General features: G+C 71.9%; 22 protein-coding genes. 14 read left to right on the top strand and 8 right to left on the bottom strand.

Annotated features, from left to right (window positions below; translation table 11 throughout):
- Positions 1-119 precede the first annotated feature (119 nt).
- Positions 120-1,019 (bottom strand): RNA polymerase sigma factor SigF, encoded by a 900-nt coding sequence (locus AC07BS_RS26090; protein ID WP_478650114.1) that lies wholly within the window; start codon positions 1,017-1,019, stop codon positions 120-122.
- 251 nt (positions 1,020-1,270) lie between these two features.
- Between AC07BS_RS26090 and AC07BS_RS26095 the strand changes: the two genes are divergently transcribed.
- The 5 genes from AC07BS_RS26095 (at position 1,271) to AC07BS_RS26115 (ending at position 5,128) form a co-directional block, all read left to right on the top strand.
- Positions 1,271-1,639 (top strand): STAS domain-containing protein, encoded by a 369-nt coding sequence (locus tag AC07BS_RS26095; protein ID WP_478650007.1) that lies wholly within the window; start codon positions 1,271-1,273, stop codon positions 1,637-1,639.
- 143 nt (positions 1,640-1,782) lie between these two features.
- Complete coding sequence (locus AC07BS_RS26100) at positions 1,783-2,277, top strand: ATP-binding protein (protein ID WP_478650010.1); 495 nt, start codon at positions 1,783-1,785, stop codon at positions 2,275-2,277.
- Positions 2,278-2,428: 151 nt separating this feature from the next.
- Positions 2,429-3,256 carry an LPXTG cell wall anchor domain-containing protein gene (locus AC07BS_RS26105; protein WP_478934667.1) on the top strand — a complete coding sequence of 276 codons (828 nt, stop codon included), beginning with the start codon at positions 2,429-2,431 and terminating at the stop codon, positions 3,254-3,256.
- Between the two features lie 37 nt (positions 3,257-3,293).
- Entirely contained in the window at positions 3,294-4,151 is an 858-nt protein-coding gene (locus AC07BS_RS26110; RefSeq protein ID WP_478650015.1) for a COG1470 family protein, read from the top strand.
- Entirely contained in the window at positions 4,145-5,128 is a 984-nt protein-coding gene (locus AC07BS_RS26115) for a hypothetical protein (RefSeq protein WP_478934684.1), read from the top strand. The genes AC07BS_RS26110 and AC07BS_RS26115 overlap by 7 nt, the downstream gene beginning before the upstream one ends.
- A 117-nt stretch (positions 5,129-5,245) precedes the next feature.
- Here AC07BS_RS26115 and AC07BS_RS26120 read toward each other — a convergent pair whose 3' ends face one another.
- Positions 5,246-6,778: a peptide MFS transporter gene (locus AC07BS_RS26120; RefSeq protein WP_478650018.1), complete on the bottom strand. Its 1,533-nt coding sequence runs from the start codon at positions 6,776-6,778 to the stop codon at positions 5,246-5,248.
- Positions 6,779-7,243: 465 nt separating this feature from the next.
- On the opposite strand from AC07BS_RS26120, the gene AC07BS_RS26125 reads away from it, so the two are divergent.
- Positions 7,244-7,924 (top strand): response regulator transcription factor, encoded by a 681-nt coding sequence (locus tag AC07BS_RS26125; RefSeq protein WP_478650020.1) that lies wholly within the window; start codon positions 7,244-7,246, stop codon positions 7,922-7,924.
- 8 nt (positions 7,925-7,932) lie between these two features.
- Positions 7,933-9,177 (top strand): ATP-binding protein, encoded by a 1,245-nt coding sequence (locus AC07BS_RS26130; RefSeq protein WP_478650022.1) that lies wholly within the window; start codon positions 7,933-7,935, stop codon positions 9,175-9,177.
- Here the strand turns inward: AC07BS_RS26130 and AC07BS_RS26135 are convergent.
- On the bottom strand, positions 9,149-9,685 hold the full coding sequence (locus tag AC07BS_RS26135; protein ID WP_478934668.1) for a GtrA family protein: 537 nt from the start codon (positions 9,683-9,685) through the stop codon (positions 9,149-9,151). The genes AC07BS_RS26130 and AC07BS_RS26135 overlap by 29 nt on opposite strands.
- 158 nt (positions 9,686-9,843) lie before the next feature.
- On the opposite strand from AC07BS_RS26135, the gene AC07BS_RS26140 reads away from it, so the two are divergent.
- From AC07BS_RS26140 to AC07BS_RS26150, 3 genes are read left to right on the top strand one after another with little or no spacing between them, the layout of a single operon-like run.
- Entirely contained in the window at positions 9,844-11,013 is a 1,170-nt protein-coding gene (locus AC07BS_RS26140) for a 5-(carboxyamino)imidazole ribonucleotide synthase (protein ID WP_478650028.1), read from the top strand.
- Entirely contained in the window at positions 11,010-11,543 is a 534-nt protein-coding gene (purE, locus tag AC07BS_RS26145; RefSeq protein WP_478934669.1) for a 5-(carboxyamino)imidazole ribonucleotide mutase, read from the top strand. The genes AC07BS_RS26140 and purE overlap by 4 nt, the downstream gene beginning before the upstream one ends.
- Before the next feature lie 5 nt (positions 11,544-11,548).
- The gene (locus tag AC07BS_RS26150) at positions 11,549-12,745 is read left to right on the top strand and encodes a dipeptidase (RefSeq protein WP_478934670.1); all 1,197 of its coding nucleotides are present in this window, start codon (positions 11,549-11,551) and stop codon (positions 12,743-12,745) included.
- Between the two features lie 52 nt (positions 12,746-12,797).
- Here the strand turns inward: AC07BS_RS26150 and AC07BS_RS26155 are convergent, their stop codons facing one another.
- A complete protein-coding gene (locus AC07BS_RS26155) occupies positions 12,798-14,138 on the bottom strand; it encodes a UDP-glucose dehydrogenase family protein (RefSeq protein WP_478650034.1) in 1,341 nt (446 codons plus the stop codon).
- A 224-nt stretch (positions 14,139-14,362) separates the two neighbouring features.
- Here AC07BS_RS26155 and AC07BS_RS26160 point away from each other — a divergent pair, with 224 nt between their 5' ends.
- Positions 14,363-15,520 carry an acyl-CoA dehydrogenase family protein gene (locus AC07BS_RS26160; RefSeq protein ID WP_478650036.1) on the top strand — a complete coding sequence of 386 codons (1,158 nt, stop codon included), beginning with the start codon at positions 14,363-14,365 and terminating at the stop codon, positions 15,518-15,520.
- A gap of 140 nt (positions 15,521-15,660) precedes the next feature.
- Positions 15,661-16,461, top strand: coding sequence for a VOC family protein (locus AC07BS_RS26165; RefSeq protein ID WP_478650038.1), 801 nt, complete (start codon positions 15,661-15,663; stop codon positions 16,459-16,461).
- Positions 16,462-16,486: 25 nt separating this feature from the next.
- Here the strand turns inward: AC07BS_RS26165 and AC07BS_RS26170 are convergent, their stop codons facing one another.
- Positions 16,487-17,785 (bottom strand): LCP family protein, encoded by a 1,299-nt coding sequence (locus AC07BS_RS26170; RefSeq protein WP_478934671.1) that lies wholly within the window; start codon positions 17,783-17,785, stop codon positions 16,487-16,489.
- Positions 17,786-17,906: 121 nt separating this feature from the next.
- On the opposite strand from AC07BS_RS26170, the gene AC07BS_RS26175 reads away from it, so the two are divergent.
- Positions 17,907-18,455 carry an acyl-CoA thioesterase gene (locus AC07BS_RS26175; protein ID WP_478650043.1) on the top strand — a complete coding sequence of 183 codons (549 nt, stop codon included), beginning with the start codon at positions 17,907-17,909 and terminating at the stop codon, positions 18,453-18,455.
- Between the two features lie 18 nt (positions 18,456-18,473).
- On the opposite strand, the gene AC07BS_RS26180 is transcribed toward AC07BS_RS26175, so the two are convergent.
- Entirely contained in the window at positions 18,474-19,961 is a 1,488-nt protein-coding gene (locus AC07BS_RS26180) for an LCP family protein (protein ID WP_478934672.1), read from the bottom strand.
- Positions 19,962-20,206: 245 nt separating this feature from the next.
- On the opposite strand from AC07BS_RS26180, the gene AC07BS_RS26185 reads away from it, so the two are divergent.
- On the top strand, positions 20,207-21,223 hold the full coding sequence (locus AC07BS_RS26185) for a glycosyltransferase family 2 protein (protein ID WP_478650048.1): 1,017 nt from the start codon (positions 20,207-20,209) through the stop codon (positions 21,221-21,223).
- Positions 21,224-21,293: 70 nt separating this feature from the next.
- Here the strand turns inward: AC07BS_RS26185 and AC07BS_RS26190 are convergent, their stop codons facing one another.
- Positions 21,294-23,192, bottom strand: coding sequence for an LCP family protein (locus AC07BS_RS26190; RefSeq protein WP_478934673.1), 1,899 nt, complete (start codon positions 23,190-23,192; stop codon positions 21,294-21,296).
- A 99-nt stretch (positions 23,193-23,291) separates the two neighbouring features.
- Complete coding sequence (locus AC07BS_RS26195; RefSeq protein WP_478934674.1) at positions 23,292-25,100, bottom strand: LCP family protein; 1,809 nt, start codon at positions 25,098-25,100, stop codon at positions 23,292-23,294.
- Positions 25,101-25,243 lie beyond the last annotated feature (143 nt).

The following is a 25,243-nucleotide window of genomic DNA, read 5'->3' on the forward strand; positions in this document are numbered from 1 at the left end:
CTCCCCCCCCCTTCCCCCCCCCCCCTCCCCCCCCCCCCCCCCCCCCCCCCCCCCCCCCCCCCCCCCCCCCCCCCCCCCCCCCCCGCGGCGTTCGTCGTGGCCGGCGGTGAGGCCCGCCGCTACTCCTCGCTCAGCAGTCCCCGGCGCAGCCGGACCAGGGTGCGGGAGAGCAGGCGCGAGACGTGCATCTGGGAGATGCCCAGCTCGTCGCCGATCTCGGACTGGGTCATGTTCGCCACGAAGCGCAACGAGAGGATCCGGCGGTCGCGCGGCCCCAGTTCGGCTATCAGCGGCTTGAGGGACTCCACGTACTCGACGCCTTCGAGGCTGTGGTCCTCGTAGCCGATGCGGTCCGTGAGCGCGCCCTCGCTCTCGTCCTCGTCGGCCTGGGCGTCCAGCGAGCTCGCGGTGTACGCGTTGCTCGCGGCCATGCCCTCCAGGACCTCGTCCTCCGTCAGGTCCAGCCGTTCGGCCAGCTCGGAGACGGTGGGGGAGCGGTCGAGGCGCTGGGCGAGTTCGTCGCCGGCCTTGGCCAGGTCGAGCCGCAGCTCCTGCAGGCGGCGCGGGACGCGCACGGACCAGCTGGTGTCGCGGAAGAAGCGCTTGATCTCGCCGATGATGGTCGGCATGGCGAACGTCGGGAACTCGACGCCGCGGCTGAGCTCGAAGCGGTCGATGGCCTTGATGAGGCCGATGGTGCCCACCTGGATGATGTCCTCCATCGGCTCGCTGCGGGTGCGGAACCGGGAGGCCGCGAACTTCACCAGGGCGAGGTTCAGTTCGACCAGGGTGTTGCGGACGTAGGCGTATTCGTGGGTGCCCTCCTCGAGTTCGGTGAGGCGCGCGAAGAGCGTCTTGGACAGAGCGCGCGCGTCCACCGCTCCCACCGCTTCGTACGGCGGGATCTCGGGGAGGCCGGGCAGGCCGGGGTCGATGTGTTCGGGCGGGGTTGCCGACGACGCGGTCTCGTGGTCCTCGGGGGAGGTGAGGGAACGCTTCTCGTCGAGCCGGGGTGACATGGTCTCCTCCATATTTCTCGGCGTAGGCAGCCGATGCCATGACCTTCGCTGCGGTGTGCGGCGCCTCCGAAGCCGTTCGTGGTGGACGTGTCCCTACTAGCCCTACCCGGGTTTCCCGCTCCAAGGCAAGTCCAATATGTCCGTATATCTACATGATTGGCGGAGGTTCGGCTTCCGGGCGGGCGTCAGGAAGGCGTAGGGTTTCGCGTGCGCCACGTGGGCACAACTACGAAGGGCACGAAGGGAAGCGCATGGATCGCGGGATGGTCGGCAACGCGAGCACGGGCCGGCTGCAGGTGGAGGTCCGGCGTCACGGTGTGAGCTCCGTCGTATCGCCGGCGGGTGAGCTCGATCACCACACGGCCGATCTGCTGCGCGAGCCGCTCGAGGGATGCATCCGCGAGGGCGACGCGCGCGTCGTCGTCGACTGCTCCCGCCTGGACTTCTGCGACTCCACCGGACTGAACGTCCTCCTCGGCGCCCGTCTGAAGGCGGAGGCCGCGGGTGGCGCGATTCACCTCGCCGCGATGACCCCGGTCGTCGCCCGGGTGTTCGAGATCACAGGTGCGGGCGCCGTCTTCACCGTGCACGACACCCTCGCGTCGGCGCTGGCCGGCTGAACCGCATCGCGGGCGTCAGTTGCCTGTGTCACAGGCCCCCTGCCCAATCCGTGGGTGTTCCCGCGCTTTCGCCGGGCAGGAGTCCGCTGAAACCGTGGAAGATGTTCGTGTACGAATCGGTGAATCGGTGAGGTGAAGCGCTGATGAGCACCACCCGGGCGTTCCCCCCGCCGGACGGCTCCGGTCCGGGGGCTGGGGACGCCGCCTCCGCCGGCTCACCGCCGCCGGGCGCCCAGAGCCGCCGGCTGCGTCTGGTGGGGGTCAGCGGCGCCGTGCCGATGTCCCGCGACTTCACCCGGCAGGCGCTCCACGACTGGGGCTGGCTTCCCGCCGTCACCGCCGACCACCGCGCCGCCGCCGAGGACGTCCTGCTGGTCGTCTCCGAGCTGGTCACCAACGCCTGCCTCCACGCCGACGGCCCCGAGGAGCTGTGCGTCATCCGGTCCGGCAAGGTGCTGCGGCTGGAGGTCGCCGACCTCGGCGCCGGCACGCCCGCCCCGCGCACCCCGCACCGCGCCGGGCGTCCCGGCGGGCACGGGATGTTCATCGTGCAGCGGCTCTGCCTCGACTGGGGCGTCGTGCGCCGCGAGGGCGGCGTGGGCAAGACCGTCTGGGCCGAGCTGGCCGCCCCGGCCTGATCCCGGGCGCGTCCCGGTCCCGCGCCGTCCCGACCCCGAGAAGCCGGTTCTTCGTCTTCCCTCTCCACGGTCCCGGGCGTACCTTCGGCGTCCGATCTGATGTGTCGTCAGGTTCCTTCGGTGGCGGCACCGGACGAGAGGGGAGCACCGGGTGTCCCACACACCACGCCGTTCCGCGCGCCGCGCCGGCGCGCTCATCACCTCCGCGGCCCTGGCCGGCAGCACGCTCCTGCTGGTCGCCCCCGTCGCGCACGCCGACGTCGTCGACGTCGCCTATGCCTGCAAGACCCCCATCGGGGACAAGAGCGCCGTCTCGCCCATCGACATCAAGGCCGTCGCGAGCGGTGACGCGTACAAGCTCACCATGTCCTTCCAGAAGGGCGTCTCCTCCAGCCCCGTGGAGCTCGGCAAGGGCGTGATGAAGCCAAGTGCGGTGATCAAGGTGGGCGGCGCCGACTCCGGCACGGTGGAGGTCTCCGGACCCCCCAACGCCGAGCCGGTACCGCCCAACACGCCCATCAAGATCAGTGACCTCTCGGGGACGTACAGCCCGAAGAAGGCCGGCCAGGTCACGTTCACGGCCGGGACCCTCACGATCCTCGCCCTGGGCACCACGACCACCTGCACCCCCACCAACAACCCGAAGCCCTCGCTGACCCTCGACGTCAAGGAGCCGGGCGGCTCGACGGGCGGTTCCACGGGCGGTTCCACCAGTGGATCCACCGGAGGCTCGACCTCCGGCTCCACGGCCGGCTCCACAGGCGGTACGTCGTCCGGCTCGACCTCCGGCTCGACGTCCGGTTCGACCTCCGGCTCCACGGGGACGACGGGCGGCGGGTCCGCCACCGGGGGCGGGCAGCTCCCGCAGACCGGGCCCTCCGACTCCGCCGTCGCCCTCGGCACGCTCGGCGGCACGGTGCTCCTCGCGGGCGTCGCCGGCACCCTCTGGCTCACTCGGAGGCGCCGTACCGCCGGCTGATCCCCCGCGCGCCCACCGCCCATCCAGGGAGCCGCCGATGACGCCCCGTACCCGCGCCGCCGTCCCCGCCCTGCTCGCCGTCCTCGCCGTCCTGCCGGGCGGCACCGTCGCGGCCGCGGAGCCGGCGCCGTGGACGGCGGTGCCCGTGCCCGGCCGCGCGGACGGGGCGGGGACCGCGGCCGCGCGGACGCGGGACGGCCGGTCGGCCTTCTACCTCGAAGGCGTCCCGGGAGCCGTCCTGGAGGACACCCTGTCCGTCCTCAACCCCGGCGACCGGCCGCGGGCCGTCGACCTGCGCGGTACGGGCCCCTGGATCACCCTGGCCGCCCGCCGGGTGGAGGTGCCGCCGCGCACCCGCGCGGACGTCCCGTTCACCGTCACGGTCCCGGCCGGTACCCCGCCCGGCGACCGCTCCGCGGCCGTCGTCGCCACCGGGGACGGCCGCCTGGTCCGGGTGCCGATGTCCGTACGGGTCGGCGGCCCGGCGCTGTCCGCGCTCTCGGTGGAGCGGGTGCGCGTCAGCGGTACGGGCCCGGCGGCGGTGATCCGCTACGCCCTGGTCAACCGCGGCAACACCACCCTCGCCCCCCGGCTGACCGTCCACGCCGAGGGCCTCTTCGGCGAGCTCCTCGACCGCCCGGCGACCGGGGTGCCGGCCGAGCTCCCGCCGGGCCGGACCGTACGGCTGGAGGAGCGGTGGCCGGGGGCCCCGCGCCTGGACCGGGTGGCGGTCCGGGTCACCGCCACGGCCCCGGACGGCACCCGGGCCGCCGCGACCGGCTCGTACGCGCCCCTGCCGTGGCTCGGCCCGGCCCTCGCCGCGCTCGGCGGCCTCGCGGCGGCGGGCGCGGCCGTCCGCCTCGTACGGCGCCGGCGGGCCCGGAGCGGATCGTGAGGGGCGCGCGGCCGGCCCGGGCCGCCCTCGCGGCACTGCTCCTGGCGCTCCCGTCGCTCCTGGCGCCCGGGACGGCCCCGGCCGCCTCCGAAGCCCCGGCCGCGCCCTCCGCGGCCGTGGAACCCCGTGAGGCCCCTCTCGGCGGCACGGTCACCGTGACCGGCGCGGGGTGGCGGCCCGGGGCCCTGCTCACGCTGCTGCTGTGCGGGCAGAACATGATCGGCGGGACGAACGTCTGTGCGAACGCCGACGGCCGGGCGGTCACGGCCGGCGCCGGCGGGACCTTCCGCCGGGAGCTCCCGGTCGTCGCCCCGCCCCGGCCCTGCCCGTGCGTCGTCCACGTCGCGACGGTGACCGGCGATCCGGCGGCGGCGGACGCGGCGCTGGCCGTCACGGGCCATCCGGTCGCCGCGCTGCCGGAGCGGCCCGGCGGCGAGCGGCTGAGCGCGCTGGACGCCCGGCTGGAGGGGTCGAGCGGGCTGCTGACGTGGTTCGGGGCGCCGGCCCGGCGCCGCCTGGTCGTCACGGTGGCGAACCTGGGCCCGGCGCCGGCGCGAAATCCGGTCTTCCGGGTGGGGGTGGCCGGCGGCGTCCTCGCCCCCTCGTGGGAGGAGCGGCCCTGGCGCGACACCGTGCCCGCCGGGAGCAGACGGCGGGTGGCGCTGGACGTCGAGCTGGCGGCGGGCGCGTACGGGGACCACACCGTCTCGCTGGCCTACGGGGACACGGTCCTCGTCGAGCAGCCGTGGGCGGTCGGCCGGCCCTGGGGCGTGACGCTCTTCTGGATCCTGCTGTGCGTGGTGGTGCCGCTGGCCGTCTTCCGGGCCGGCATGGCGGTCGTCGACCGGGTCCGGCCCCGGCCGCCCGTCACCACCTCCGGTGAGGGCCCCGAGCGCCCGGCCCCGCTGCCCTGGTTCACGCCGGCCACGGACCCGCGCCCGGGGACGGGGCCGCGGGGAGACGGAACGGGGGACTGAAAGGGCGCTGAAAGGGCGCTGAGAGGGGGCTGAAAAGCGAAGCGCCCCCGGCGCGCCATTGCGCCGGGGGCACTTCTCACGTCCAGCCGATCGTTCAGTCGATCGTTCAGCCGATCGTCAGTGCACGTCGCCCATCAGGGCCTCGATCTTCTTGCGGTACATCCACACCGCGAAGCCGGCCAGCGTGGCGGCCGCGGCCTGGGCCACGATCACGCTGGTGCCGTTGAGGTCCACACCCGCCGTCGCCAGCAGGGTCATGGTGCAGTCGCCGGCGGTGACGGCGAGGAACCACACGCCCATCATCTGGCTGGCGTACTTCTGCGGCGCCATCTTCGTGGTGAGGGACAGACCCACCGGGGAGAGGCAGAGCTCGCCCATGGTCTGGATCATGTAGATCATCAGCAGCCAGGCCGGGCTGACCGTGCTGCCGTCGCTCGCCATCGACATCGGGACGGCGAAGACGAAGAACGAGGCGCCGATGCCGACCATGGCCATCGCGAACTTCACGGTGGTGGTGGGCTCGCGGTCACGGCGGGCCAGGTACACCCAGAGCCAGGCGAAGACCGGGGCGAGGGCCATGACCCACAGCGGGTTCACCGACTGGAACCAGGTGGACGGGAAGCTCAGGCCGAAGACGTTGTCCGCGGTCTTCTTCTCGGCGAAGGTCGACATCGTCGAGCCGGCCTGGTCGAAGATCATCCAGAACACGGCGGCGGCGACGAAGAACCAGATGTAGCCGCTGACCTTGGTCTGCTCGGTGGCCGACAGCTCCTTGTCCCGCTTGATGCGGGTCAGGACGGTGATCGGGATGACCATGCCCAGCAGGGCGATCGGGACCAGGGCCCAGTTGAGCGTGAAGTGACCGGTGCCACCGACGATGCCGTAGAAGACGGCGGCGACGGCCAGCCACAGCGCGCCCTTGGCGAGCGTCGACTTCTTCTCGGCGTCCGTGAGCGGCTTCGGGACGACGCTGCTCTTCGGGTCCAGGTGACGGGTGCCCCACAGGAAGCAGAGCAGGCCGATGCCCATGCCGACGGCGGCGATGCTGAAGCCCAGGTGCCAGTTGACCTTCTGGCCGATCGTGCCGATGACCAGCGGGGCGAAGAAGGCGCCGAGGTTGATGCCGATGTAGAACAGCGTGAAGCCGCCGTCCCGGCGCGGGTCCTTCGGGCCGTCGTAGAGGTGGCCGACCATCGTGGAGATGTTGGCCTTCAGCAGACCGGAGCCGATCGCCACGAGCGCGAGGCCCGCGAAGAAGGACGGCTTGCCCGGGATCGCCAGCGCCAGGTGACCCGCCATGATCGTGGAGGCCGCGACGGTCACCGTCTTGCGGGGACCCCAGACGCGGTCGCCGAACCAGCCGCCGGGCATGGCGAGCAGGTAGACCATCGCCACGTAGACGGAGTAGATGGCCACCGCGCTGGCCTCGGGCATCGCCAGACCGCCGCCCTGGCTGTCGGGCTTGGCGTCCGGGCCGCCGGCGATCAGGTAGACGACGAGGAGGGCGCGCATGCCGTAGTAGCTGAAGCGCTCCCACATCTCCGTCAGGAAGAGGGGGGCCAGTCCGATCGGGTGGCCGAAGAACGTCTTTCCGGAGCCGGGAGAGGTCTTCTCCTGCTCCGTCGTGCCCTTCGTCAGGCTGGACGCCATGGTCAATCCTTGTGTCTCGTGACGCGCGGTGGAGCGTGATGCGCGCCCGGGTGGGGGTTGGCCGGCACCGGTTGCGTCCCGCCCGCCCCCACGCCCGGGGGTTCGGTCCCTCGTGCGAGGGGCCGGCAGGACGGCCGCACACCGGGATCCACGCCCCCGCGCACCTTCGCGCGACGGACCCGGCCGACAGGTCATTCACTCTGAAACAAGACTGGGGTTCCAGCCCTGTGCACGACAGAGACCTTCGGCGCGTCGGACAAGCCGAAGGTCCCTCGGTAGTGCTTCAGACGTCGGGTCACCATACGTCACACCCTGCCCCGGAATGGAAGCCGTTGAGACATGGATCACACGGTTTTCCGGAACCGTACACAGGGATTCGAAGGTGATAGCACTTTCGGTGAAGTGTTGCCCTAGGTAGCCCTCGGTACACCTCTGACGTGCGCCCGAGCGGACTACCATCACCCCATGACCCGAGTACTGCTCGCCGAGGATGACGCCTCCATCTCGGAGCCGCTCGCACGCGCCCTGCGTCGCGAAGGGTATGAGGTGGAGGTACGCGAAGACGGGCCCACGGCGCTGGACGCCGGCCTTCAGGGAGGCGTGGACCTGCTCGTCCTCGACCTCGGGCTGCCCGGTATGGACGGTCTGGAGGTCTGCCGCAGACTGCGTACGGAGGGTCTGGGCTTCCCGGTGCTGGTGCTGACGGCCCGTGCCGACGAGGTGGACACCGTGGTCGGCCTGGACGCCGGCGCCGACGACTACGTCACCAAGCCGTTCCGGCTGGCCGAACTCCTCGCCCGGGTACGGGCCCTGCTGCGGCGCGGCACCGCCGACAACCACCAGCAGCCGCCCGCCACCCACGGCGTGCGCATCGACGTCGAGTCGCACCGCGCCTGGATGGGCGACGAGGAACTGCAGCTGACGGCGAAGGAGTTCGACCTGCTGCGGGTGCTGGTCCGCGACGCGGGCCGGGTCGTCACGCGCGACCAGCTGATGCGCGAGGTCTGGGACACCACCTGGTGGTCCTCCACCAAGACCCTCGACATGCACATCTCCTGGCTCCGCAAGAAGCTCGGCGACGACGCCGCGAACCCGCGCTACATCGCCACCGTCCGGGGCGTCGGTTTCCGCTTCGAGAAGAGCTGACGCGCACCGTGCGCCGCCGACTCATCAACTCCACGCTCGCCGTCGTCCTCGTCGTGATCGCCGTCTTCGGCGTCTCGCTCGTCATCGTCGAGACCCGCACGATCGAGAGCAGCGCCCAGGAGAGCGTGCAGTCCGAGGTGGTGCGGCTGGTGAGCATCGTCGACGGCCGGCTGGCGGGCCGCGAGCGGGTGGAGTCGGAGGTGCTGCGCGAGCAGATCACCCCCGAGCGGTACGCGCGCGTCGACATCCCCGGCCGGCAGTCGATCGAGATCGGCACCCGGCCCGAGGGCGGCGTCATCGCCGCCACGCAGAAGGGCGAGCAGGGCGCGACCGTCCGCGTGGAGGAGTCCCGTTCCGCGGTCAGCCGCGAGGTGGGCCGCACCCTGCTGGTGATCCTCGCGGTGGCCCTGCTGGCCGTGGTCGCCGCCGTCTTCCTGGCGGTGCGGCAGGCCAACCGGCTCACCGCGCCGCTCACCGACCTCGCCGAGACCGCCGAGCGGCTGGGCTCCGGCGACCCCCGCCCCCGGCACCGCCGCTACGGCGTCCCCGAGCTGGACCGGGTCGCGGACGTGCTGGACGCCAGCGCCGAGCGCATCGCCCGGATGCTCACGGCGGAGCGGCGGCTCGCCGCCGACGCCTCCCACCAGCTGCGGACCCCGCTGACCGCGCTGTCGATGCGGCTGGAGGAGATCACCGCCACCGACGACCCGGAGACGGTCAAGGAGGAGGCGACCATCGCCCTCACCCAGGTGGAGCGGCTCACCGACGTCGTCCAGCGGCTGCTGACCAACTCCCGCGACCCGCAGACGGGCTCCGCGGTCACCTTCGACCTCGACGAGGTCGTCAAGCAGCAGATCGAGGAGTGGCGGCCCGCCACCCGTACCGCGGGCCGGGCCCTGGTGCGCTCCGGCAAGCAGGGGCTGCGCGCGGTGGGCACGCCCGGCGCGGTCGCGCAGGTGCTGGCGACGCTGATCGAGAACTCGCTGATGCACGGCGACGGCACGGTCGCCCTGCGGACCCGTGTCACCGGCAACCAGGCGGTGGTCGAGGTCTCCGACGAGGGTCCGGGCGTCCCGGCCGATCTGGGGTCGAGGGTCTTCGAGCGGACGGTCAGCGGCCGCAACTCCACGGGCCTGGGTCTGGCCGTCGCCCGTGATCTGGCGGAGGCGGACGGGGGCCGGCTGGAGCTGCTCCAGCAGTACCCGCCGGTGTTCGCGCTGTTCCTCAGCCGCGAGGCGGACCCGGACGACTGACGGCGGTCGCGTGCTCGGGCCGCTGCGGGGGCTCGGCCAGGAACGATTCGGCGGTCTCCACCGCCGCACGGGCCGGCAGTGCCCGGAACACCCAGGTCCGGTAGGACCAGAAGCGGAAGACGGTGCCGATGCCGAGGCCGACGACGTTCTTGGCGATGTTGTCCGCGAGCGAGGACGTCAGGCCCAGTCCGTAGTGGGAGAGGGCCAGGATGCCGTTCTCGATCACCAGGCCGATGCCGCTGAAGAGCAGGAAGAGGGAGAGCTCCCGGCTGCGGCGGTTCTTGTCGCTGTGGCGGTAGGTCCAGTAGCGGTTGCCGATGTAGTTGGTGCCGATCGCGACGGCGGTGGCGATGACGCCGGAGCGCACCACGGCAAGGCCGAGGCCGTTGGTGCAGATGTTGAAGACGATGAAGTTGACCACGAACCCGATGGCGCCGACGGCGCCGAATTTCGCGATTTCGTGGGCCAGTCGCTCCAGCCGGGAACGCACCGTGCGCCGTTGAGTCATGACGTTCATGCTAACGAGAGGGCCGGGCGGCCCCTCTGGAGAGTTGGTGAACGAACGGCGAACGCGCGCTTTTCAGCCCTTATCGCCCCCGGATCGTTGTCGGATCGTCGGGGGAGGGAAACCCTCCAAGCTTGGAGGAACATCCATAGGCGGTAGGGATGGTTCGTGCGTACGGATACCCTGGGGGCGTGACGTTCCCGGTAGTCGGCATGGTCGGCGGCGGCCAGCTCGCCCGTATGACCCACGAGGCGGGCATCCCCCTCGGCATCAGATTCAAGCTGCTCAGCGATACCCCACAGGACTCGGCGGCCCAGGTGGTCAGCGAGGTCGTCATCGGCGACTACCGCGACCTGGACACCCTTCGTGCGTTCGCACAAGGCTGCGACGTGATCACCTTCGATCACGAGCATGTGCCCACCGAGCACCTGCGGGCCCTCGAAGCGGACGGCATCCCCGTCCGCCCCGGGCCCGACGCCCTGGTGCACGCCCAGGACAAGGGCGTGATGCGGGCGAAGCTCACGGAGATCGGCGTGCCCTGCCCCCGGCACCGCCTCGTGACGGACCCCGCCGACGTGGAGGCCTTCGCCGCTGAGGGCGACGGCTTCCCCGTCGTCCTCAAGACCGTGCGCGGCGGCTACGACGGCAAGGGCGTCTGGGTCGTCCGCGACGCCCAGGAGGCGGAGCAGCCCTTCCTGGCCGGCGTGCCCGTGCTCGCCGAGGAGAAGGTCGACTTCGTCCGCGAGCTCGCCGCCAACGTCGTCCGCTCCCCGCACGGCCAGGCCGTCTCGTACCCCGTCGTCGAGTCCATTCAGGTCGACGGTGTCTGCGACACCGTCATCGCCCCCGCCCCCGGTCTGTCCCCCGAGCTGTCCGCCCACGCCCAGGAGCTCGCCCTGCGGGTGGCCAAGGAGCTCGGCGTCGTCGGCCACCTTGCCGTCGAGCTGTTCGAGACCCGCGACGGCCGGGTGCTCGTCAACGAACTGGCGATGCGCCCGCACAACTCCGGGCACTGGACCCAGGACGGCGCGACCACCTCGCAGTTCGCCAACCACGTCCGGGCCGTACTGGACCTGCCGCTGGGCGACCCCCGCCCGCGCGCCCCGTGGACCGTGATGGCCAATGTTCTGGGCGGCGACTATCCGGACATGTACTACGCGTATCTGCATTGCATGGCACGCGACCCCGGACTGAAGATCCATATGTACGGCAAGGACGTCAAGCCCGGCCGCAAGGTCGGACACGTCAACACCTACGGCGACGACCTGGACGACGTGCTCGAGCGCGCCCGCCACGCCGCCGGATACCTGCGAGGAACGATCACCGAATGAGTTCTCCCGGCTCCCCCCTCATCGGCATCGTCATGGGCTCCGACTCGGACTGGCCCGTCATGGAGGCCGCCGCCCAGGCGCTCGCCGAGTTCGAGATCCCCTACGAGGTCGACGTCGTCTCCGCGCACCGCATGCCGCGCGAGATGGTCGAGTACGGGGAGCGGGCCGCCGGCCGCGGCCTCAAGGCGATCATCGCGGGTGCCGGCGGCGCGGCCCACCTGCCCGGGATGCTCGCCTCGGTCACCCCGCTGCCGGTCATCGGCGTGCCCGTGCCGCTGAAGTACCTCGACGGCATGGACTCCCTCCTCTCCATCGTCCAGATGCCGGCCGGCGTGCCCGTCGCCACCGTCTCCGTCGCCGGCGCCCGCAACGCCGGCCTGCTGGCCGTCCGGATGCTCGCGGCGCACGACGAGGACCTGCTCGCCCGCATGCGCCGCTTCCAGGACGAGCTGAACGAGCAGGCCACCGAGAAGGGCCGGCGGCTGCGCGCCAAGGTCCAGAACCCCGCCGGCTTCGGATTCGGGGGCTGAGCGCCGTGGACGAGCTGATCCGCGCCCGGGAGCTGCTCGCCGCGCACCCCGTCGTCGACGGCCACAACGACCTCCCCTGGGCACTGCGCCAGCAGGTCCGCTACGACCTCGACCGGCGGGACATCGCCACCGACCAGAGCGCCGCCGGCCTCCACACCGACCTGCCCCGGATGCGCGCGGGCGGCGTGGGCGCGCAGTTCTGGTCGGTGTACGTGCGCGCGGACATGGCCGGCGACGACGCGGTCAGCGCGACGCTGGAGCAGATCGACGTCGTACGCCGGCTCGTCGACCGCCACCCGGGCGAGCTGCGGCTCGCCCTGACCGCCGACGACATGGAGGCGGCCCGCGCCGACGGCCGCATCGCCTCCCTGATGGGCGCCGAGGGCGGGCACAGCATCAACTGCTCGCTGGCCACCCTCCGCGCCCTCCACCGGCTGGGCGTCCGCTATATGACGCTCACCCACAACGACAACATCCCGTGGGCGGACTCGGCGACCGACGAGCCGGCCGTGGGCGGCCTGACCCGCTTCGGCGAGGAGGTCGTCCGGGAGATGAACCGCCTCGGCATGCTCGTCGACCTCTCCCATGTGGCCGCCACCACCATGCGCGACGCGCTGCGGGTCAGCGAGGCGCCGGTGATCTTCTCGCACTCGTCGGCGCGCGCCGTCTGCGACCATCCGCGCAACGTCCCGGACGACGTGCTCGGCGCGCTCGCCGCCAACGGCGGCGTGGCCATGGCGACCTTCGTCCCGAAGTTCATCCTGCCCGAGGCCGTGGCGTGGACCAGGGCGGCGGACGAGAACATGCGCGCGCACGGCCTCCACCCCCTGGACACCACCCCCGGGGCCATGGCCGTGCACAGTGCCTTCGAGGCGACGCGGCCCCGGCCGCGGGCCACGGCCGCCACCGTCGCCGACCACCTCGACCACATGCGCGAGGTCGCCGGCATCGACCACATCGGCATCGGCGGCGACTTCGACGGCACGGCCTTCACCCCCGACGGCCTGGCGGACGTGGCGGGCTATCCCAACCTCATCGCCGAACTGCTGCGGCGCGGCTGGTCCGACGCCGACCTCGCCAAGCTCACCTGGCGGAACGCGGTGCGCGTGCTGCGGGCGGCGGAGGACGTCGCCCGGGAGGCGTCCGCGAGCCGCGGCCCGTCGATCGCCACCATCGACCAGCTGGACGGGCCCGCGGTCTGATCCACGAGCCCGGCGCCGCGCCTCGGCCGGCGCCGGGTGCCGTCCCGCGGCGTCAGGCGCGCGGGCGGCCCATCGCGCGGAAGGCCCAGCCGGCCTCCCGCCAGGCGGCGGCGTCGAGGGCGTTGCGGCCGTCGAGCACGCGGCGCTCCGCGACGACCTCGCCCAGCAGCGCCGGGTCCAGCTCGCGGAACTCGGCCCACTCCGTCAGGTGCAGCACCACCTCGGCGCCCCGGCAGGCCTCCAGCGCGCTGTCCGCGTAGGACAGGGTGGGGAAGAGCCGGCGGGCGTTCTCCATGCCCTTGGGGTCGTAGACCGTGACCTGGCCGCCCTGGAGGTGGATCTGGCCGGCGACATTGAGCGCGGGGGAGTCGCGGACGTCGTCCGAGTCGGGCTTGAACGTGGCGCCGAGCACGGCCACACGGCGGCCGAGGAAGCTGCCGCCCACGCTCTCGCGGGCGAGCTCGATCATGTGGGTGCGGCGGCGCATGTTGATCGAGTCGACCTCGCGCAGGAACGTCAGGGCCTGGTCGACGCCCAGCTCGCCGGCGCGGGCCATGAAGGCCCGGATGTCCTTGGGCAGGCAGCCGCCGCCGAAGCCGACGCCGGCCCGCAGGAACTTCCGGCCGATGCGCTCGTCGTGCCCGATGGCCTCGGCCAGCTTCACCACATCGCCGCCGGCGGCCTCGCAGACCTCGGCCATGGCGTTGATGAAGGAGATCTTCGTGGCGAGGAAGGAATTGGCGGCGGCCTTGACCAGCTCGGCCGTGGCGTAGTCGGTGACGACGAAGGGGGAGCCCTCGCCGACCGGGGTGGCGTAGACCTCGCGGAGGAGCTTCTCGGCGCGCTCGCCCGCGACGCCCACGACGATGCGGTCGGGGTGGAGGGTGTCCTGGACGGCGAAGCCCTCGCGCAGGAACTCGGGGTTCCAGGCGAGCTCGACGTCCGTGCCGGCCGGGGCCAGGGAGGTCAGCAGCCCGGCCAGCCGGGCCGCGCTGCCCACCGGGACGGTCGACTTGCCGACGACGAGCGCCGGGCGGCGCAGCCACGGCGCCAGCGAGCCGAAGGCGCTCTCGACGAACGACATGTCGCAGGCGTACTCGCCGTGCTTCTGCGGAGTGTTCACACAGATGAAGTGGACGTCGCCGAACTCGCCGGCCTCCTCCCAGGAGGTCGTGAAGCGCAGCCGCCCGGTGGAGCCCTCCAGGCCGGCGACGTGCTTGCGCAGCAGCTCCGCCAGGCCCGGCTCGTACATCGGGACCTCGCCGCGGGAGAGCGTCTCGATCTTCTCGGGGACGACGTCCAGGCCCAGCACCTCGAACCCGAGCTCGGCCATGGCCGCGGCGTGGGTGGCGCCGAGGTAACCGGTGCCGATCACGGTGATCTTGAGGGCCATGCGGTGCTCCAGGTGCTGACGGGGCGGCCGGCGTCCCACTGCGGGGACCTTCTGTCTTTATAAGGCCGCCGGGCCGGATTGCGTTGCCCGAGCATAGTCGCGGGAGCGGACGGGAAGGATCCGGGGTGATCAACGGCTGTCGGCAAGCTCACGTATCCCCGGCCGCGGCGCCGACCCTAGAATCGTGGTTACTAAACGGTAGTTAACTCTCTGGGGAGTACGCCTTGGCGGGAAACAAGGACTTCGACCTGTACCGGCCGTCCGAGGAGCACATCGAGCTCCGTAAGGTCGTGCGCTCGCTCGCCGAGGCGAAGATCGCGCCGTTCGCCGCGGAGGTGGACGAGGAGGGCCGCTTCCCGCAGGAGGCGCTCGACGCGCTCGTCGCCGCCGACCTCCACGCGGTGCACGTGCCCGAGGCCTTCGGCGGCGCCGGTGCCGACGCGCTCGCCACGGTCATCGTGATCGAGGAGGTCGCCCGCGTCTGCGCCTCCTCCTCCCTGATCCCGGCGGTCAACAAGCTGGGCTCGCTCCCGGTCGCCCTCTCCGGCTCCGAGGAGCTGAAGAAGAAGTACCTGGGCCCGCTCGCCAAGGGCGACGCGATGTTCTCGTACTGCCTCAGCGAGCCCGACGCGGGCTCCGACGCGGCCGGCATGAAGACCCGCGCCGTGCGCGACGGCGACTTCTGGGTCCTCAACGGCGTCAAGCGCTGGATCACCAACGCCGGCGTCAGCGACTTCTACACGGTCATGGCCGTCACCGACCCGGAGAAGCGCTCCAAGGGCATCTCCGCCTTCGTCGTCGAGAAGGCCGACGAGGGCGTCTCCTTCGGCGCCCCCGAGAAGAAGCTCGGCATCAAGGGCTCCCCGACGCGCGAGGTCTACCTCGACAACGTCCGCATCCCCGCCGACCGCATGATCGGCGCGGAGGGCACGGGCTTCGCCACCGCCATGAAGACCCTGGACCACACCCGCATCACCATCGCCGCCCAGGCGCTGGGCATCGCCCAGGGCGCCCTCGACTACGCCAAGGGCTACGTCCAGGAGCGCAAGCAGTTCGGCAAGGCGATCGCCGACTTCCAGGGCATCCAGTTCATGCTCGCCGACATGGCCATGAAGATCTCCGCGGCCCGCGCCCTCACCTACCAGGCCGCCGCCGCCTCGGAGCGCCTCGACGCCGACCTGACCTACCAGGGCGCCGCCGCCAAGTGCTTCGCTTCGGACGTCGCGATGGAGGTCACCACGGACGCCGTCCAGCTGCTCGGCGGCTACGGCTACACCCGTGACTACCCGGTCGAGCGCATGATGCGCGACGCCAAGATCACGCAGATTTATGAAGGCACGAACCAGGTCCAGCGGATCGTCATGGCCCGCAACCTCCCGTAACGCGCCGCGCGTCGGCAGCGCGCGAACGGCCCCCGGCGACGGTCCGCCGGGGGCCGTTCGCCGTTTCTCCGGTGGCGGGCCGCCGACCGCCGGGTGAAGGTGGTCGCGGGGGTGTCCGTACGGTCGGAAAGGCGCGCGTCATGCCCGAGGTAACGAAGCCCTATGTGCCCGGGACGCCCTGCTGGGTGGATCTCGTGGTCCCCGACCAGCGCGAGGCGCTGGACTTCTACCGGGACCTCTTCGGCTGGCAGGGCGAGCCCGGGCCCCCCGAGACCGGGGGCTACGCCGTCTGCAGCCTGAACGGCAAGGCCGTCGCCGGGATCATGACGTCGATGGCCCAGGAGGGCGGCTCCAAGCCGCCGCCGGCCTGGACGACGTACCTGGCGGTCGGCGACGCCGACGCCACGATGGAGAAGATCAAGGCGAGCGGCGGGACGTCCCTGGCGGACCCCATGGACGTGCTCACGCTCGGCCGCATGGCCATCGTGGCCGACGCCACGGGCGCCGTGTTCGGGATCTGGCAGGCCAAGGACTTCGCCGGGTCCCAGGTCGTCAACGAACCCGGCTCGGTGGTGTGGAACGAGCTCAACACCGCGAACACCGACGAGGCCGGCGCCTTCTACTCGGCCGCCCTGGACCTCACGGCCGAGCCCTTCGAGGAGATGCCCGCCTACCTCTCCCTCAAGGCGAGGGGCCGCGTGGTCGGCGGCATGCAGGGGCTGGAGAACTCCCCGCCCGGATCACCCTCGCACTGGCTGACGTATTTCTCCGTCGACGACACCGACAGCACCACCGACGCGCTGGTCAAGGCCGGCGGCAACGTCCTCAAGCCGCCCTTCGACATGATCGCCGGGCGGATGGCCGTCCTCCAGGACCCGCAGGGCGCGGTCTTCGCGATCATCAACGCGACGGGGCCGTCGCCGGACGCCGAGACCGGCTGACGGCCCGCGGCCCGCGCGCCTGTCGTCACGGGCCGGAGACGGTGACCTTCTCGTCCTTCCTCAGCTGGTCGAAGAGCTGCTTCGCCTTCGTGGTGTCCCACTTCACGGCCACACCGTCGGAGCGCGTGGGGAGGTTGGGGTTGGCGATGGGCACGGTCATCTGCTGCCCGTCGCCGCCCGTGACGCCCTTCATCGCCCAGAACATGTCCATCAGGTCCCACAGCCCCATGTCCTTGTCGACGATGAGCGTGTCGAGCCCTGAGCCGATCACCGGGTAGAGCCGGAAGGGGTTGAGGATCGTGGCCGGGGAGGCGGCCTGCTTGGCGAGGGTGTTGAGGAACTTCTGCTGGTTGCGCATCCGGCCCAGGTCCTGGTCGGCCTCCTGGTGGCGCTGGCGGACGAACGCCAGCGACTGGGCGCCGTTCAGCTCCTGGCAGCCGGCCTTGAAGTCCGCGCCCGAGTCCCGGTCCTTCAGCGGCTTGTCCAGGCACATCTCCACCCCGCCGAGCGCGTCGACCAGATTGCGGAAGCCGCCGAAGCCGATCTCCGCGTAGTGGTCGATGCGCAGCCCGGTGTTGTACTCGATGGTCTGTGCCAGCAGCTCGGCGCCGCCGTCCGAGTACGCCTGGTTGAGCTTGTGCGTGGACGCGGGGAAGCGCTTGCCGGACTCCTTGCCGGTGAAGGCGGGGATGGTCACGTACGAGTCGCGCGGCAGGCTCAGCATGGTGGTGCCGTTGTCGCCGGTGTGGAGGATCATCATCGAGTCGGTGCGCTTGCCGTCGGCCGACCCGGTGTGGAGGTCCTTCTTGTCCGTCTCGGACAGGCCCTCGCGGCTGTCGGAGCCGACGATCAGGTAGTTCGTGCCCGATCCGGCCGCCGGGCGGTCCTTCACCGCGCCCAGGTCGACCTCGCGGCGCATCTTCCCGTCGGCCCAGAAATAGGTGCCGCCGCCGACGACCAGCAGCCCGGTGACGAGGACGATCGCCCCGATCTTGAGGCGATTGCGCCAGTCCGGCGCCCCGGCGCGCGGGGCCCGGCCGCGGGCGCCCGGCCCGGCCGGACCGCCCGGGGCACCGGGACCACCCGGACCGCCGGCGCCGTGCCCGTAGACCCGGCCCGTGCTGTAGCCGTCGCCGGCCGCGCCGCCGCCGCGGGGCGCGGGGGCGGCGTCGTAGCCCTGGGGCGGTCGGTACTGCGGCGGGGGTCCACCGGGGCGGACGTGCGGCATGGCGCGGGGGCCCTCGGGCTCCGCGCTGGTGCTGCCGCTGCCGCGTCCGTAGCGGTCACGGCGGTCGTGGGTCCGCCCTTCGGGCCAATCGTTCATGCCATCGAGTGTGCCCCGGGGGACGCGCGGGGACACGGGGCACGGACGGGACCGTGGCGGTGCTGTTGCAGAGCTGATGCAAACCCGCCCGCCGGTCCCGGCCCCGCATACAGTGGTGGGCATGACCAATCAGGACCGGAGCCCCGAGGCGGAGATATCCGGCAAGCCCACCTCGGCTTCCCGCACCACGCTCTCCCACATCATGACCGGCAACGACACCAATCTGCTGGGAACCGTGCACGGCGGCGTGATCATGAAGCTGGTGGACGACGTCGCGGGCGCGGTGGCCGGCCGGCACTCCGGCGGCCCGGCGGTCACCGCCTCGATGGACGAGATGGCGTTCCTCGAGCCGGTCCGCGTCGGTGACCTCGTGCATGTGAAGGCGCAGGTCAACTGGACCGGCCGGTCCTCGATGGAGATCGGCGTACGGGTGCTCGCCGAGCGCTGGAACGAGTCGACGCCCGCCGTCCAGGTCGGCAGCGCCTACCTCGTCTTCGCCGCCGTGGACGGGGAGGGCAAGCCCCGCCGCGTCCCGCAGGTGCTCCCCGAGACCGAGCGGGACCGCCGCCGCTACCAGGAGGCGCAGATCCGGCGCACCCACCGGCTCGCCCGGCGCCGCGCGATCATGGACCTGCGCGAGCGGCGCGCCGCCGAGGGCATCGAGGACTGACCCCGGCGGCCCGTGCCCTCAGGTTCGCTCCGGGCAGACCACCTGGTCCCCGGTGACCACCGGGATGTGCCCGGGCTCCTGCGGTGGGGTCTCGGCGCGCACCGGGCGCACCTCGGTGAAGTCCTTGCCGAGCGTGACCGTCATCACCGGCCCCTGCCCGGTCACCGGCCGCAGCTCGGCGCCCGGCAGGGCGGCCGCCAGCGAGCGGACCGAGCGGTCCCAGCGCGGGTCGTAGGTGATCACGGTGTGTCCCGTCGGGTGCGGGGCGTCGACGGGCCGGCCGGTGGTGACGAAGCCGGTGGCGCGCAGCGCCCGGTCGGTGGTGCGGGCCAGCCCGTCGCGGCCGCTGCCGTTGAGGACCTGCACCCGGATCCGCTCGGGCGCCACGTCCACGGTCTTCACCCGGGGGTCGCCGCCGGGCGGCTTGGCGTCCTGGGCGCGGTGCGGGGCGCGCGGTGCGGCGTTGACCGGGCGGTCGTCGCGCAGCGCCTGGAAGAGTTTGCCCGCGGCCGGTTCGTCCCATTTCACGGTGGAGCCGATGCCCGGGACGGGGAAGTCCGCGACGGCGATCGGCACGGAGGTGAACTCGGCGGAGGCCGGGGTGAGGTTCCGCAGCGCCTTGCCCAGCTCGACCAGCTCGTTGCTGCCGAAGCCCCGGTCGGCGCGGACCGAGCCGACGACGGACGAGGCGACCTCCCGGAACTTCACCGGGTTGAGCAGCACCCCGCCGTCGGCCGCCTGGTGGATCAGCGAGGCGAGGAATCGTTGCTGCCGCTGCATCCGGCCCAGGTCCGCCGCCCCGTCGAGATGGCGGGAGCGCACGTACTGGAGGGCCTGCCCGCCGTCGAGGTTGGTGGTGCCGGCGGGGAGGTCGAGACCGGTGTAGGCGTCTTTGAGCGGCCGTACGGTGCACACCCGCACTCCGCCGACGGCGTCGACGGTCTCCATGAAGCTGGTGAAGTCGACCTCCATGTAGTGGTCGACGTGGACGCCGGTGAGGCGTTCGACGGAGCGTACGGTCAGGCTGGGGCCGCCCTCGGCGTAGGCGGCGTTGAGCTTGAGCGGGTGGGCGGGGCGGATGCCGCCGGTGCCGTCCGGGTGCTCGGGGATCTCGGTGTACGTGTCGCGCGGCAGACCGACCACGGTGGCCCGGTCGCGGTCGGCGGACAGGTGGACGAGCATCATCGTGTCGGTGCAGTGACAGGGGACGCCGCCGAGGCGGTAGCGCTGCCGCTCATCCTTGGTGATCTTGTCCCGGCCGTCGGTCCCGACGAGCAGGACGTTCATGCCGCGCCCGCCGTCGGGCCGGTTCGACAGTCCCGCGAAGGGGTCCACCCGGCCCATGCCGCCGTCGATGCCGTGCACCACCGCGTGCCCGATGCCGCCCGCGCACAGGACGACCGCCGCGACGCCGGTGGCCGTCCGCATGCCCCAGCGGGGGCGGCGGCCCGGCGCGGGCGGCCGCGGGGCCGGTCGGGGCCCGGACGAACGGGACGGTGCGGTCATGGCGAGACCTCCGCGACGATCGGGCCCCCGGCGGGGGAAGAACCGGGAACACCGTAGGTCCATACGATGAGCTGTCTGCGGCCCCACGCCGTCGCCAGCGCCCCCGCCACCCGGCCGGGGCGGAGGCGCGTCCCCCATTGGCGGTAACGTGACCGGGTACGCCGGCCCGGCCGACACGGCCGGCGAAGCAGACGAGACAGCCGTCCGCCGCGGGGTGACCCCGACCCCCGTACCTCCGAGGAACCATGCACGATCAGCAGCCGCCAGCCGTATCCGTGATCATGCCGGTGCTCAATGAAGAGCGGCATCTGCGCACCTCCGTGCGGCACATCCTGGAGCAGGAGTATGCCGGTGAGCTGGAGGTGGTCATCGCCCTCGGGCCGTCCACCGACCGCACCGACGAGATCGCCGCGGAGCTCGTCCGGGAGGACTCCCGGGTCCATACGGTGCCGAATCCCACGGGTCGCACGCCCGCCGCGCTGAACGCCGCGATCAAGGCATCACGTCACCCGATCGTGGTACGCGTCGACGGTCACGGGATGCTCTCGCCGAACTACATCGCGACCGCGGTGCGGCTGCTGGAGGAGACCGGCGCCCAGAACGTCGGCGGCATCATGCACGCCGAGGGCGAGAACGACTGGGAGCGGGCCGTCGCCGCCGCCATGACCTCGCGGATCGGCGTGGGCAACGCGGCCTTCCACACCGGCGGCGCCGCCGGCCCCGCCGAGACCGTGTACCTGGGCGTCTTCCGCCGCGAGGCGCTGGAGCGGCAGGGCGGCTACAACGAGGAGTTCATCCGCGCCCAGGACTGGGAGCTGAACTTCCGCATCCGCGAGGCCGGCGGGCTGATCTGGTTCTCGCCCGAACTGCTGGTCTCCTACCGCCCGCGCCCGAACGTCAAGGCCCTGGCCAAGCAGTACAAGGACTACGGCCGCTGGCGGCACGTGGTCGCCCGCTACCACCAGGGCTCGATCAACCTGCGCTACCTCGCGGCCCCGACCGCCGTGGTCGCCATCGCGGCCGGCCTGGTCGCCGGTGCCACCGTCACCCCGTGGGGCCTGGTCGTGCCCGCCGGCTACCTGGCCGCGATCACGGCCGGCTCGGTGCCCGCGGGCAAGGGCCTGCCCCTCGCGGCACGGCTGCGCGTCCCGGTGGCGCTGGCCACGATGCACATGTCGTGGGGCGTCGGCTTCCTCACCAGCCCCCGTTCGCTGGCGCGGAAGGTCATCGCCAGCCGCCGCCCGGCCGTCCGGGCGGGCTGACAGCTCCTACGGCGCCGATCGGGGCCCGCGGCCGGTGCGGCCGCGGGCCCCGACCGCCTGCCGGGGTCTTTCAGAAGCGGTTGAGCGGGTTGACCTTCATACAGGCCGACCGGTCGTCGCCGTTGAGGGGGTCCGAGCTCTCGGGGGCCTTGTTGTCGTCGGACTTCCTGGCGCCCTTGCCGTCGTCCTTCTTGCCGTCCTTGTCGCCCTTGCCGTCCTTGTCGCCGGCCTTGGCGTCGTCCTTCGCGCCGCTGCCGCCGTCCTGCGCGGACGGGGAACCCGACGGCTCGGCGCCGGACTCGTCCGCGCCCTCCGTCTTCGGGTAGCTCTCGCCGCCCTTCCAGTCGCCGCCGACGACCAGCGTGATCTGCTGGACCTCGGGCGAGTGCCGCACCGCCGTCTCCGGCAGGCCCAGCGCCTTGGCCACCGCCAGGGCGTCGCCGCGCTGCGTGGCCCGCGGATAGGTGAGCGTGGTGTCCGCCTGGGCGCGCGGCGTGGAGTCGGACGTGGTCTTCGTGAAGCCCCGCTTGACCAGGATGGCCGCGATGTCGGAGCCGCGGCCGGTGACCGGCGGTTCCACGACGGTGCCGGTGCCGTTGAAGACGGTGACGGCGATGTCCTTCCTGGGCGCGGCCGGCGGCGCGGACGGAAGGGACTTGGCGTCCTTCTTCGGGTCCTTGCCGTCCAGCGCGATGTCGTTGCGGACGAGCGAGAAGAGCTTGTCGGCGTCGCCGGGCTTGGGGATGACGTGCGCGTCCGGGTTCTGCGGGTCGGAGACCCACGGCATGGTCGACATGGTGATCCGGCCGGAGGGCACGCGCTTGATGTCGTCGGCGAGGTCGTAGAGCTTCTTCACCGAGCCGAGGTCCTTGTCGACCGTGAGCGCCTTGGTGGCGGCCTCGGCGAGGTCGGTGAGCTGACCGGGGTCGGAGAGCTTGGTGCCCGACTTGAGCTGACGGACCATCGCGTTCATGTAGAGGTGCTGGGCGTGGGTGCGGCCGATGTCGCTGCCGTCCTCGAAGCCGTGCCGGGTGCGCAGCCACTGCAGGGCCTGCTCGCCCTTGACCGTCTGGCTGCCCTTGAGCAGGCGGAGGCCGGACTTGTCGTCGTAGATGTTGCTGTCGACGCAGACCGGGACGCCGCCCACGGCGTCGGCCATGCTCACCACACCCGCGAAGTCGATCATCATGAAGTGGTCGATGGGGACGCCGGTGAGCTCCTCCCACGTGGCCACGGTGCAGCCGGGTCCGCCGTTGCCCAGGCTGGTGTTGATGATCTGCCGGTTGGTCTCCCGGTAGACCTTGCCGCTCTCGGGGTCCGTGCACTTGGGGATGGTCACCCGGGTGTCGCGGGGGACGCTGATGACCGACATGTTGCTGCGGTCGGCCGAGACGTGCACCAGCATCTGGACATCGGCCAGGGCCGGCCGGTCGGCGTCCTCGCGGGCGCCGCCGAGCTGCTGGTTCTCCTTGCTGGCGCGGCTGTCGGAGCCCAGCAGCAGGATGTTCAGGGGGCGCTGGCCGGCGGCGTTCGCGGCGCTGCGGTCGAGCTGCTTGTCGCCGAGGTTGAGCTTGTTCTTCTTGATGTTGCCGTTGAGGTGCTCGTAGTAGAGGTACCCCGCGGCGGAGACGCCGAGGACGAGCACGGCGAGGCCGAGCGCCGTCCAGCGGGCTATTCGCCCGAGACGACGGCGCCGGCCGCCGGCTATGGAGTCCTTGGCGCCCTTCGCCGGGGCGCCCTTGTCCGGGGCGGCCTTCGCGCGCTTCCCGGCCTTCGCGCCCTTCTCGGCGTCCTTGCCCTTCCCGGCGTCCTTGTCCGAGGCGTCCCGCTTCGCGTCCTGCCCCGCGTCCTGCTCCGCGTCCTTCTTCGTGTCCTTCGGGTCCGGGGTCTCCCCGGACCCCTCGTCCTTGGGCGCGTCGCCCTTGGACCGCGCGGCCTGCTCTTTCCGCACGCCGCTGCTCTGCCGCATCGGGCCTCCCCTGAAATGGTGCGTCCGGCCCGATGGGCAGGCATGGTTCACCTAATGAGTCTTACTGGGTAATGAGATGCGAAAGCCCGGCAGGGGGGTTCACTTCGCGCAGATGTTCTCGTCGTCCGCTTCGACCTTCTGAATGCCCTCAGGGGCCTTCTTCGGGGCGGAGACCGGGATTCCGGTGCCCTTGAAGTCCTCGCCGAGGACGAGCTTCATCTCCGCGGTGGGGGCCGCGGTGCCCGAGGTCTGCTTCAGGGCGTCGGCGGGCAGGCCCATCTCGTCGGCCAGCCGGCGCGCCTGGTCGGCCTGGTTGGGCGCGAACTCCAGCGTCGTTTTGTCCTTCTTGCCGCCGGAGGCGTTGCCGCCGTTGGAGGCCAGGCGCATGCCCTTGGTGTTCTGCATCCAGACGACGGTCTCCTGCGCGGCGCCCATCCGGCCGCTGCCGTTCTGCACCTTGACCCTGACGGTCGCGGGCGTGGCGCGCGGGCCCTTGAGGAGGGCGGCCTGCTTGGCGTCGGCCTCCTCCTTGGCCTTCTCCTCCTTCTCCTTCGCCTTCTCCTCCTTCTCCTTCACCTCGGTGAGGGAGACGTCCTGACGGACCATGGCGAAGAGAGGGTCGGCCTTGGGCTTGTCCAGCACGACCGTCTTGTGGACCTTGCCCTCGTTCGGATTGTCGACGACCGGGACCGTGGCGAAGGTGATGTTCTTCAGGTTGACCTTGCTGAGCTCCTTGGCCAGCGCGGTCAGCTTGCTGATCGATCCTATGCCGGTGTCGACGGTGAGCGAGTTGGTCGCGGCGTCGCTGAGGTCGTAGAGCTTCTTGGGGTTGGTGAGGGTGTCACCGGACTTCATCTTCCGGATCATGGAGCTGAGGAACTGCTGTTGCAGCTCGATCCGGCTGAGGTCGCCGCCGAAGCCCACCGAGTGCCGGGTCCGGACGAACGCCAGGGCGTCCTCGCCCTCCACGACGTGCCGGCCCTTGGTCATCTTCAGGTGCGAGTCGCGGTCGTTGATGTCCTTGGCCACGCAGACCTCGACACCGCCGACGGCCGAGGACAGCTCCTTGACGGCGTTGAAGTCCGCCATCATGAAGTGGGTGACCTTCAGGCCCGTCAGCTGCTCCACGGTCCGCCAGGTGCAGCCGGGGTCGCGCTCCTCCTGGCCCAGGCTCTCGTTGAAGCGCACGCCCTTGGAGCCCGGGATGGTCTTGACGGACCCGTTCTTCTGCTTGGTGGGGCAGTCCGGGATGTCCGTGATCATGTCACGCGGGATGGAGAGCGCGGTGGCGTTCGACCGGTCCTCGGAGACATGGAAGAGCAGGGTGGTGTCGGCGTGGCCGACGCTGCCGGCGTCGCCGTAACCGGTGTTGCCCTTGCCGGACCGCTTGTCCGTGCCGATGACCAGGATGTTGACGGGGCCTTTGGTGACGGCACCGTTGTTGATGCCGACGTCGACCTTGTCGATGTTGTTGTTCAGGTGCTGGTAGAGCAGGTAACCGCCGACCGTGACGACGACCAGCACCACCCCGACCGTGCCACCGGTCCACATCAGGACCTTCTTCTTGGCGGTCTTCTTCGGCTTGGGCTTGCGCCGCCCGGCGGCCGCGGCCTTGGCGGCAGCCCGCCGCCCGCCGCCGGCAGCGCCACCGCGCTGGCCCGGCACCGCCCGCCCGCCGCCGCCCGAGCCGCCGCCCGGACCGGTCTTCGGCTTGGGCCGCGGCGCGGCCGAGGCCGAGGCCTGCTTCCTGGGAGCGGGGGAGGGCGGTGCGGCCGGGGTGGGGCCGGTCGCCGTCACCGGCTCCCCGGTTTGGTCCAGGCGCAGCTCATAGCTGCCGGTCTCAGGGTCGAACACCCACTGGTCGGCGGGGTCGATATCGCCCGCTCGCCCACGGCCTTGCGCGTCCACGGTCGCTTGAATCCTCCGTCGGTGCCACGCGGCGCCTACCCCCCCGAGGCGCTCGATCATGTCATCTTGCAGTGCGCGGTCAGCCCGGCCGTGCGCACCGGATCGCTCACACTATCCGCCCAGTTCAGCGTCAAGCGACGCCC

This window comes from Streptomyces sp. NPDC044063, from assembly GCF_056434285.1.

What these genes read in the sequence shown, in the direction of transcription:
- AC07BS_RS26185 (WP_478650048.1), top strand. Translation starts at nt 20,207, where the DNA reads ATGCACGATCAGCAGCCGCCAGCCGTATCCGTGATCATGCCGGTGCTC.
- AC07BS_RS26140 (WP_478650028.1), top strand. Translation starts at nt 9,844, where the DNA reads ATGGTTCGTGCGTACGGATACCCTGGGGGCGTGACGTTCCCGGTAGTC.
- AC07BS_RS26095 (WP_478650007.1), top strand. Translation starts at nt 1,271, where the DNA reads ATGGATCGCGGGATGGTCGGCAACGCGAGCACGGGCCGGCTGCAGGTG.
- AC07BS_RS26155 (WP_478650034.1), bottom strand. Translation starts at nt 14,138, where the DNA reads ATGGCCCTCAAGATCACCGTGATCGGCACCGGTTACCTCGGCGCCACC.
- AC07BS_RS26125 (WP_478650020.1), top strand. Translation starts at nt 7,244, where the DNA reads ATGACCCGAGTACTGCTCGCCGAGGATGACGCCTCCATCTCGGAGCCG.
- AC07BS_RS26090 (WP_478650114.1), bottom strand. Translation starts at nt 1,019, where the DNA reads ATGTCACCCCGGCTCGACGAGAAGCGTTCCCTCACCTCCCCCGAGGAC.
- AC07BS_RS26170 (WP_478934671.1), bottom strand. Translation starts at nt 17,785, where the DNA reads ATGAACGATTGGCCCGAAGGGCGGACCCACGACCGCCGTGACCGCTAC.
- AC07BS_RS26120 (WP_478650018.1), bottom strand. Translation starts at nt 6,778, where the DNA reads ATGGCGTCCAGCCTGACGAAGGGCACGACGGAGCAGGAGAAGACCTCT.
- AC07BS_RS26165 (WP_478650038.1), top strand. Translation starts at nt 15,661, where the DNA reads ATGCCCGAGGTAACGAAGCCCTATGTGCCCGGGACGCCCTGCTGGGTG.
- AC07BS_RS26175 (WP_478650043.1), top strand. Translation starts at nt 17,907, where the DNA reads ATGACCAATCAGGACCGGAGCCCCGAGGCGGAGATATCCGGCAAGCCC.
- AC07BS_RS26135 (WP_478934668.1), bottom strand. Translation starts at nt 9,685, where the DNA reads ATGACTCAACGGCGCACGGTGCGTTCCCGGCTGGAGCGACTGGCCCAC.
- AC07BS_RS26190 (WP_478934673.1), bottom strand. Translation starts at nt 23,192, where the DNA reads ATGCGGCAGAGCAGCGGCGTGCGGAAAGAGCAGGCCGCGCGGTCCAAG.
- purE (WP_478934669.1), top strand. Translation starts at nt 11,010, where the DNA reads ATGAGTTCTCCCGGCTCCCCCCTCATCGGCATCGTCATGGGCTCCGAC.
- AC07BS_RS26100 (WP_478650010.1), top strand. Translation starts at nt 1,783, where the DNA reads ATGAGCACCACCCGGGCGTTCCCCCCGCCGGACGGCTCCGGTCCGGGG.
- AC07BS_RS26180 (WP_478934672.1), bottom strand. Translation starts at nt 19,961, where the DNA reads ATGACCGCACCGTCCCGTTCGTCCGGGCCCCGACCGGCCCCGCGGCCG.
- AC07BS_RS26110 (WP_478650015.1), top strand. Translation starts at nt 3,294, where the DNA reads ATGACGCCCCGTACCCGCGCCGCCGTCCCCGCCCTGCTCGCCGTCCTC.